Genomic DNA, 9,513 nt, shown 5'->3' on the forward strand with positions numbered 1-9,513 from the left:
CGTTGATCCAGTGCGTGATGCGAATCCAGCCGGGCTGGACTGTGACGTGAGTGGAAAGTTGAGTCGATGATGAATTCAAGCTCGCCTCGTAGGGGGATAGATCGGACAGGGTATCAAGACGCAGCAGCTCGCGAATTCGGGGAGACTTGATAGACGGCGCGGCGAGCCGCTACACACGATAAGGCCTCGTCTTGATTGCATCTTAGCGACCGCACGCTGATTTGCGGATGACGCGTTAATGACTTTTTTGTCATCTTTTCCACGCGTCCGGGCAGGTGGATAGAATGGACCTTAATTCCAACGCAAACCCTCACGCAAAGCGAAGCGCCCGCAGCATGACCATCCTGGTTATAGAAGACGACCGCAAGACCGGCGACTATCTGAAGAAGGGGCTCACCGAGTCCGGGTATCAGGTCGACCTGATCCGCAATGGCGCCGATGGCTTGCATCAGGCGTTGGCGCATCCGTACGAATTGATCGTGCTGGATGTCATGCTGCCCGGCCTCGACGGATGGCAGATCATGCAGGCCTTGCGCGCAAAACGCGACCTGCCTGTCATCTTTCTGACCGCGCGCGATCACGTCCGGGACCGTATTCACGGCCTGGAACTAGGCGCGGACGATTACCTCGTCAAGCCCTTTTCGTTCACCGAACTCGTGCTTCGCATCCGCACGTTGCTGCGGCGCGGCGTAGTACGCGAATCCGATGTATTCCAGGTAGCGGATCTTCACGTCGATGTCCTGCGGCGCCGCGTGACGCGCCAAGGCATAGACATCGCGTTGACGAACAAGGAATTTGCATTGCTGCACCTCTTCTGCAAGCGCCAGGGCGAAGCGCTGTCGCGGACCTTGATTGCATCGGAAGTGTGGGACATGAACTTCGACAGCGATACCAACGTAGTCGATGTCGCCATCAAACGCCTGCGCGCGAAACTCGATCAACCCTTTGATATCAAGCTGATCCACACGGTGCGCAGCATCGGTTATTCGTTCGGTGCATCCGGGGACTCGCATTGAGTCCGCTATGGCGTTCGCGTTCGCTGGTCGTCCGGATCACGTGCCTGTTCGCACTGATCGTGTGCGTGGTGGTCAGCATGGTCGGCGGATCGCTGTATCACGCGACCAGCGCCACGCTGTCCACGCGTGCCGACTATCAGCTGATCGGACGTGTCGAACACTTTCGCTCGCTGCTGCACGATCTCTACACGATCAAGGAAATCGAAGCGCGGCCCAAGCTGTTCGAGACCATGCTCGGCGACAGTCAGGACGTCATTATTTTCCAGCGCCCCGGCCTCCCGCCGTTCATCAGCGTGAACCCGGAAAATATGCCGTTGCCGCCGCTCGTCCCGGTGCCGGTGCAACGCGCCGTCAACCTCAACGCGCTTTATGAAGGCACGCGCCGTGACGGCGTGCGCATGCGCTGGGTCGCGGCGCAAGCGCGAGTAGGCGACAGTGGCGAAGTCATCGAGATCATCGCGGCGCACGTAATGACCCAGGAAGCGCGTGTCCTGTCGACGTATCTCCTGCGTGTCTGGATCACCGTGGTGAGCGCGGTGCTGATCACTGCGCTGCTCGCCTGGTGGGTATCGAGCCGCGGTCTTGCGCCGCTGCGAAAAATGGCCGACAGGGTCGCCGGGATCACGCCCGACACCTTGTCCGCGAGACTCGATATCAAGAACACGCCGACCGAACTGCAAAGCCTCGCGATGTCGTTCAACGCCATGCTCGACCGCTTGGCGACCGGTTATGAACGGCTGCTGCAATTCTCCGCGGATCTGGCGCATGAGGTACGCACGCCTATCGGCGTGCTGATCGGACAGACGCAAGTCACGCTCGCGCATACCCGCAACGAGAGCGAGTACAAGAGCGTGCTGGAGTCGAATCTGGAGGAGCTGGAGCGGCTTGGGCGCATCGCGCAGAACATCCTGTTTCTCGCGCAGGCGGATCACGAGCGGCAGAACCTGGAACGCACGCCGCTGAACATTTGCGAGCAACTGGAAACCATTGCGACGTACTTCGAAGGACTCGCCGACGAACGCAATCTCAGCTTCGAGGTGCATGCCGAAGGCGAGATGGTCGCTAACGCAATCATGTCCCGGCGCGCCATCAGCAACGTGGTGGTCAACGCAGTGCGCTATGCCGAAGCCGGCACGACGATCCGGCTGACCGGCAGCGAAGACGCGCAGGGTGCGCTAATCGTGATCGGGAATCAGGGCGTACCCGTCGCGCCGGACGATCTCGCGCGCCTGTTCGACCGCTTTTATCGCGGCGATGCAGCCCGCAGCGAATTCACGGAATCAAGTGGCCTGGGCTTGTCCATCGTGCAGGCGATCATGCGGCTGCACGGCGGGTCTGCGTCGGTGAGCTGTTCGGCGGACGGCTGGATCGAATTCACCCTACGGTTTGCCGCCACACCGCCCCGCCAGGTCTAGCCCCGCCTCCTCCACCGCGCCGGCCTTGAGCGCCAGTTCCTGACGCTCGGCCAGCAGACCGTGAATCTGCGATACGACCGCCGCGCCCTCGCCCACCGCAGCCGCCACCCGTTTCGTCGATGCCGAGCGCACATCGCCGATGGCAAACACCCCCGGCACGCTGGTTTCCAGCGAGGTCGAACCATCCGCGTGGCCACCGTGCGCAGCGGGTCCCGTCAGCACGAAACCCTTGCCGTCGGTGTTGACGTTGCAGTCGTGCAGCCACGCCGTGTTCGGGTTGGCACCGGTGAAGAGGAACAGATGCCGCACGTCGAGCGTGAGCGGACCGTCAGGCGTCTTGCAATGCACGGCGGCGAGCAACCGGCCATCGCCTTCCAGCGACTCGACCTGCGTGCGCGTATGCACCGTCACGTTCGGCAATGACGCGATCCGGTCGACCAGGTACCTCGACATGCTCAGCTCCAGCCCCGGCCCGCGGATCAGCAGATGCACGCGCGCCGCGTGCGAGGCGAGATAAACCACCGCCTGTCCCGCCGAATTGCCGCCGCCCACCAGCACGACTTCCGAGCCCTTGCAAAGCTTTGCCTCGACCGGCGACGCCCAGTAATACGTGCTGCGTCCTTCGAATTTTTCGAGCCCGGCAATGTCCGGCCGCCGGTAAGCCGCGCCGGTCGCGATCACGACCGTATGCGAGCTCACGCGTGTTCCGTTCATCAGCTCGATCTGGATCGGCATGCAGTCGCAATGAAGCGCCTTGATCTCCGTCGGAATGGCGATGTGCGCGCCAAACTTCTGCGCCTGCACGAACGCGCGCCCGGCCAATGCCTGACCGGAAATACCGGTCGGAAAGCCGAGATAATTTTCGATCCGCGAACTCGCACCGGCCTGGCCGCCGGGCGCGCGGCAATCGAATACCGCTACCGACAACCCCTCGGAAGCCGCATACACGGCCGTCGCCAACCCGGCCGGACCGGCGCCGACGACCGCGACATCGTAAATAAACGCCGGATCGAATTCCGGCAGCCAGCCAAGTTGCGACGCGAGCTGGTTTTCATCGGGCGCGCGCATCACCGTGCCGTCGGGGCAAATGACGAGCGGGAAATCCGCCTTCGATGTCGAGATCCGTTCGAGCAATGCAATGGCTTCGGGATCGGTACACGCGTCGATCACGGTGTGCGGATATCCGTTGCGGCTCAAAAAGCCTTGCAGCGATACCAGCCGTGCATCGTTCGACGGGCCGACGAGAATCGGACCGCTGCCCTTTTCGATCAAACCGACGCGACGCAGGATCAGCGAGCGCATGATCCGTTCGCCGAGTTCCGCTTCCGCCACCAGCAGCGCGCGCAGCCGCTCGGGCACGATCAGGATGGCTTCCACGTCTTCTATCGCGTGACCATCGACCAATGCAGGCTTGCCCGACAACTGGCCGACCTCCGCCAGGTATTGACCGGGGTCCGCCTCGGTCACCAGATGCACGTGGCCCAGTCCGTCGCGCCGCGTAACCCGCACGCGGCCGTTCAGCAGCACGAACATGCCCGGCCCGGGCACGCCGACTTCGAACATCAATTCGCCCGCGCGCCAGTACTGGACGTTGCCGAAGCGCCGCAAGCGGTCGATTTCCTCGGCAGTGAGAAACGGGTACATCTGGTGCTTGCGGCTTTGGAGCGGCGAGAACGGCGCGTCGGCCGCGGCTTCTGCCGGCGCCCCGGTGGCCGTGTCGTTCGTGATCGAGTTGAGGTCTTCCGACGTGGCCGACGGACTGTCGCGCCAATCCGGATGACCGTGGCCATGCTTGGGCACTTCGTTGATCCCATCGGGCGTGGTACTCATGCGGGGCGATCTCCATGCAGGTAGACGGCGTCATGCAGCGCGCCTTTGCCGGCCGCCGACGCTTTCGCGGGCCACGGGCACATGGCCGCCATTTCGCCCAGGTCCTCGCGCGCACCGCCGAAGTCGGTGAGCGGCTTGAGGTCGAGGCCGGCGAGGCGCCAGGCGTCGAGTCCGCCGGTCAGCGGCACGACATCCTTGAAACCCGCGTTGCGCAGTGCTTTAGCCATCCACGCCGCCGATACCTCGTTAGGACACGAGCAGTAAATGATGATCTTCTGATCCGGCTGGTAGCTTTCCACGATCTTCTGCAGTTCGCGTTCATCGGCGAAAACGGAGCCGGGAATCACGAAAGGATCGAGCACGCGTTTCTCTGCTGAACGGATATCGAAGATAGCGGGCAGCGGTTCGTCCTCCATCAGCGCATACAGCTCGTCGACGGTAATGCGCGCCGTTTCCAGCGTCTTCATCAGCATCTTCCGACGCCAGTAGCGGTAGGCCACGTAACACGCCAGCGCGACCGCCACGACCAGGAGCGCCTGCTTCCCGAGCCGCGCGATCATGGCGAACACCATGTCGAGTTCGGCCGCGAAGATCACGCCTACCGCGAGTCCCACCGCGGCCCATAACGCCACGCCCACGCCGTCATGCGCGATGAACGAGCGCGTGCGCACGCCCATTGCGCCGGCGAGCGGCACCGACACCAGCGACAAACCCGGAATGAATTTCGCGACGAGCAGCACCCGCACGCCCCACCGGCCGAAAAAGCGTTCGGTCTTTTTCACGCAGGTATCGCGCGACAAGGACAGCTTGCAAATGGTCTTGAGCGTGCGGTCGCCGTAACGCCGGCCGCCCTGGAACCAGACGAGGTCGCCCAGCACCCCGCCGAGCGTGGCGATGCCGAGCATCAGCGCAAGATGGGGCCACAGGGCCTGGCCGTTGAAGCCCATCATGGCCACCGACGCACCGACCACGATCAAGGTAGGCATGGCGGGAACAGGCAGGCCGAGCGCTGCGCCCATTACGTTGAAAAAGACGATTGCCGGGCCATACCGGTCAGCCAGTTCATGCAACAGCATGGGATTCTCCTGCAGGTTGTGCAGCGCTGGATTCGGGTGTGGAGAGCCTGAACGCCGTGGGCGCTTCGCGCGAAGCGTTTACTTTATATGGCTCGTTTGACGGCTTTGCGATGAAGCGCGATGAGTCCGGGGAGGCGCTGGACAGTGAGCCGGGCAAATCGAGCCGCTCTGCACCACTTTGACCTCTCCACGTCCCGTCATGCGCGCCGCGATGCGCCGCCGCATTCACGAAATGAGTGTAGCGCGGATTGCCGAGAATGCCGATGGCCCGGGCGCTTCCCAAGATGTGGTTTCGGCACGTCTTGCTCGCCTGAATCCGCTGCGCCGCTTCGTCGTCACTTAAGCCCGAAGTCTACCCGCGTAGGGGCACCCTTGTCCTTGATCCCCTCCGCGTCGAGGTGCGGCGCGACGATGAAGATGCGCTTGCTGTCGATCTTGCCCTCGAAATATTGCTTCACCACCGACGCGCGCCGCTGCGCAAGCGCACCGAGCGCGCCCTCGTCCACTGGCGCGTGCTCGGCGAGCGCGGCTTTCATGTCGGCGTCGGGCACGCTCTTCGTCAAGCCGATCAGGTTGCGCGGTTTCTTGAAGTCCGCGCTTTTATACGCTTTCGTGAGGAATTTGCTGTATTCATCGGCGGAAATGGGGATGCTCGATGGATTGATGTTCGGATTCTCTTCGTTGGCGTCCTGCATCTTCGAGAGGCGCACTTGCCGGTCGACGTAGGCCGCGCGCAAACCGGGTTCGTCCAGCGCCGCGTCCACCCGCGCCGATATCTCCAGCGTGATCGACGGCTTTTCAGCCAGCGCTTTTGCGATCGTGTCGAGTTTTTCATTCGCCGCGTCGCTGAGCGTGGCCGAGCCCGGATCGAATTCCACGTAACCAAGTTCTTCGGGATTCTTGCCGCCGAACGCGTTCGCCAGCAGCGAGAACGGCGCGGTCACCGCGCGCTCGACAAGGTGAAGAATGGCCGTCCACACCAGCGCGCCGATCGAGAATTGCGGGTTCGAGAGCGAGCCTGAAATGGGAATGTTGACGTCGATCTCGCCCTTCGAATTCTTCAGCAACGATACCGCGAGCCGCACCGGCAAATGGGTCGCGGTAGTGTTATCGACGTGATCGCCGAACGTGAGTTGATCGATGAAAAGATGGTTGTTCGCGGTGAGATTTTCGTCGGCGAGCATGTAGTGCAGATCGACGTTTAGCTTGCCCTTCGTGATCGGATAACCCGCATATTTTGTCGAATACGGCGAGATATTCGGCAATTCGACGTCGTGAGCGCTCGCGGTGAGATCCAGCGACGGTTTCGCGATCAGCGGATTCACAACCCCTTTGATCGATACCGGCCCGTTCGCCGACAGTTTAGCGGCGACATCGACGGGCGCGGGCGTGGTCGAGTGCGTGCCGAACGCGCCTATGGTGCCCGTGATCGCGACCAGGTTCGCGGTGAAGTTCGGCTTGATGAAGTTATCGGTGTAGGTCACGCGGCCGTTTTGCAGCACGAGCTGGCCAAAGCGCAGATTCGCCGATGACGATGCGGTTTTAGGGGCGGCTTTCGGCGCGGCGGGAGCGGGTGCCGATGCAGCCGATGCGGGAGCCGCCGTTGAGGCAACGGTGTGGGTAGCGGCGGCTCCCTTGTCCTTCACCACGATATCGGTGAGATTGAGCTTGCCTTGTGCGTCGAGCAGCACGCGGCCGTAGAAGTTCGCGAACGTGACGCGCGCGGCCTCGACGTCGGCGCCTCGTTCGTCATAGCGGGCATTCAGTTTGGTGAGGCCGAGCAATTTCCAGCCGGCCAGTTGATCCGAATTCGCCCGGTCGGTCAGGCGCACGTTCGACAGCGATACATCACCCTTGTAGCCGGCCTTTAGCGAATGTCCTTCGCCCGAAAACGACGCGTCGCCGTTCGCGCTCAGCTCCGCGCTCGAGACCGTCGCGTTAAGGTTGCCGCCGAAGTACGGCTCGAACGCCGATGCGTCGAGTTGGCTGGCGTCGATATGCAACGCCAGGCTCAGCGGTTTTGCGGTCAGCGTGCCGGCCACGCCTAGCGCGCCTTTACCGTTCATCGTCAGCTTGCCGTCGATGGCGAGCGGTTTCGTGAGGTCATCGGAAACCTGCTTCACGCCTAATTGCAACGGCGCAATGTGCAGTTTCACCGGGTGCGGCGTGGATTCGTCGGTGAAGTCGGCGCTGCTGTCGTTGAGCGACACCTGCGCGATCTGATAACGCCACGCCGGACCCGCCTCGTTCGCCTTTTGGACCTTGCGCGTCGCGCTGACTTCCGGCGCGGTTTCGTGCGGACCGGCGAGCGCGGCGAGATCGATGCTGCCGTCCTTCAGGCGTTTTGCATCGATGGAAAGGCCGTTCAGCACCACGCTCTCCAGCGCTGCCGTGCGCGCCGCCACATCAATCTTCTGGATCTTCGCTTGCGCTGAGGCCAGCGCGATCGGCGAGGCATTCGCTGCGTCATTCAACTGCGGCACGAGCTTCAGTGACTTGAGCGTGACATCGCCGGCCCCGACCTGGATGGACGGTTCGGGCTTCGACCAGTCCACTTGCAGCGGCAGATTTACGCCGAGCGAACCGTCGGTGATACGCGCGGCCACCGCGTTCGCGATGTAGGGTTGCAACGGCGCCAGCGGCAAGTCGGCGAGCGCGAGTTTCGCGTCGGCGCTCTTGCCCGGCAATGTGAAACTACCCGATGCGTCGAGCCCGCCGCCGTGATCAAAGGCCGTCTTCAACGTAAAGCGCGCCGGGGGTTTGGCGAGCGTGGAGAAGTCGTCGAGCGTCACGTCCAGGTTCGTCAGTCCGAGCGTGGAGGGTTGCTTCATCAGGCGGTCATCGAAGACGATATGGCCCTGATCGATCGCCAGATGTTTGATAGCGAGGTCGAGCGGTTGCGGCGTGGCGTCGGCGGGCTTGGCGTCGCTGGCGGGCGTTGGTGCTGGCGTCGAGGAAGACTTGGGTGACGCGCTCAGTTTTTCGAAGTTGAGTACGCCGGATTTATCGCGAGAGAGTTTTACGTCCGGCTGCGTCAACCGCACTTCGTCCAGTTGATACACATTGCGCAGCGGCTCAAGATTCACCGCGCTCACGTGCAACGATTGCGCGGCGAACAACGGCGCGTCCTGCTTGTCCGTCACGGCCAGATCCGCGAGATCTGCGGTTCCTTTAATGCGAACCACGGGGGCGTCGGCGCTGAGCTCGAAGCTCACATTAAGGTTTGTCGACAAGCGTCCGCTCTTGACCGCGACCGGCAGCGAAGCCGGCGCGTACGACGCTATTTTCGGCAGGTCGAGGCCATCGAGTTGAAGCGCGATCTCCGACTCGCGCGACTCGGAGAACGGCTTGGTGCGCCCGTGGATGGACAGCGGCGAACCATCTATGCGCGCCTGCAGCGAGGGTGTCACAAACAAGTCCGTGGTGGACGCGAGATTGGCGATAAACGGAATCCCGATCGACCAGCGATCGATTACGTGCTGCGTTTTAAGCAGGCGATCGTCGAAATCGATCCGGCCATTTTCCACACGAATATTCGATACCGAGAATCGTGCCGGTTTAGTGGACGGATTGGCTGAAGGCTTCGAGAACTTTTCGACGAGATCGGAGAAATTAAAACGTTGCGCGTCGAGGCGCACGATATGAAAGCGCGGTGAATCGATCTTGAGTTCGTTGATAATTGGCGCGAAACGAAATAGCGACGACCATGACGGATCCACGATCAGGCGTTCGATATCGACGAAATCGCCGCTTTTTGCGCCGGCGCCCAGGTTGGCGGGCGCTTCGCCGATATGCACGCGGTCAGCTTCGAAACTTAGCGTATAGGGATTGAGCGCGATTCGTTCGATGCTGGCCGGGCGATCGAGTTGTGCGGAGAGTTGTTGTTCGGCGATATGCCGAATGAGCGGCGGGGCAGCGAAAAACCCGAGCAAGCCGATGACGATGACGGCGAGCAGCAGCCCGATCACGATGCGCCGGGTGCGTCGGGCTTGCGCCACCGAGTTCACGCCTTTGAGCAGGCTACGCCCGGCGGATGTCAGGGAAGTCTTGTTCAGGCTTGCCATGCGTGCCTCGTAGCGCGGCTGCGCACGCGGGCACGAGCCACGCGCAGCCTTGGGAAACAGGAGGCCTGAGTATACGACTCTGCGCAGGCAAATTGAACCCCAGGGGGAGTTC

At 62.3% G+C, this 9,513-nt stretch carries 5 protein-coding genes; 2 read left to right on the forward strand and 3 right to left on the reverse strand.

What is annotated here, in order from left to right:
- Positions 1-335: 335 nt before the first annotated feature.
- Both FH08_RS0132080 and FH08_RS0132085 read left to right on the forward strand, forming a co-directional pair.
- Positions 336-1,016, forward strand: coding sequence for a heavy metal response regulator transcription factor (locus FH08_RS0132080; protein ID WP_031362289.1), 681 nt, complete (start codon positions 336-338; stop codon positions 1,014-1,016).
- Positions 1,013-2,431, forward strand: coding sequence for a heavy metal sensor histidine kinase (locus FH08_RS0132085; RefSeq protein WP_031362290.1), 1,419 nt, complete (start codon positions 1,013-1,015; stop codon positions 2,429-2,431). Before FH08_RS0132080 ends, FH08_RS0132085 begins: the two co-directional genes overlap by 4 nt.
- Here FH08_RS0132085 and FH08_RS0132090 read toward each other — a convergent pair.
- From FH08_RS0132090 to FH08_RS0132110, 3 genes are all read right to left on the reverse strand, one after another.
- The gene (locus FH08_RS0132090) at positions 2,396-4,261 is read right to left on the reverse strand and encodes an FAD-dependent oxidoreductase (RefSeq protein ID WP_081889640.1); all 1,866 of its coding nucleotides are present in this window, start codon (positions 4,259-4,261) and stop codon (positions 2,396-2,398) included. The genes FH08_RS0132085 and FH08_RS0132090 overlap by 36 nt on opposite strands.
- Positions 4,258-5,334, reverse strand: a complete 1,077-nt coding sequence (locus tag FH08_RS0132095; protein WP_081889641.1) for a DedA family protein/thiosulfate sulfurtransferase GlpE — start codon at positions 5,332-5,334, stop codon at positions 4,258-4,260. The genes FH08_RS0132090 and FH08_RS0132095 overlap by 4 nt, the downstream gene beginning before the upstream one ends.
- A gap of 338 nt (positions 5,335-5,672) precedes the next feature.
- Entirely contained in the window at positions 5,673-9,401 is a 3,729-nt protein-coding gene (locus FH08_RS0132110) for a DUF748 domain-containing protein (protein WP_031362293.1), read from the reverse strand.
- Between the last annotated feature and the right edge of the window lie 112 nt (positions 9,402-9,513).

This window comes from Caballeronia sordidicola, assembly GCF_000729995.1.
Lineage (GTDB): Bacteria > Pseudomonadota > Gammaproteobacteria > Burkholderiales > Burkholderiaceae > Caballeronia > Caballeronia sordidicola_A.

Coding starts and splice junctions, on each gene's coding strand:
- FH08_RS0132110 (WP_031362293.1), bottom strand. CDS start 9,401: ATGGCAAGCCTGAACAAGACTTCCCTGACATCCGCCGGGCGTAGCCTG.
- FH08_RS0132090 (WP_081889640.1), bottom strand. CDS start 4,261: ATGAGTACCACGCCCGATGGGATCAACGAAGTGCCCAAGCATGGCCAC.
- FH08_RS0132080 (WP_031362289.1), top strand. CDS start 336: ATGACCATCCTGGTTATAGAAGACGACCGCAAGACCGGCGACTATCTG.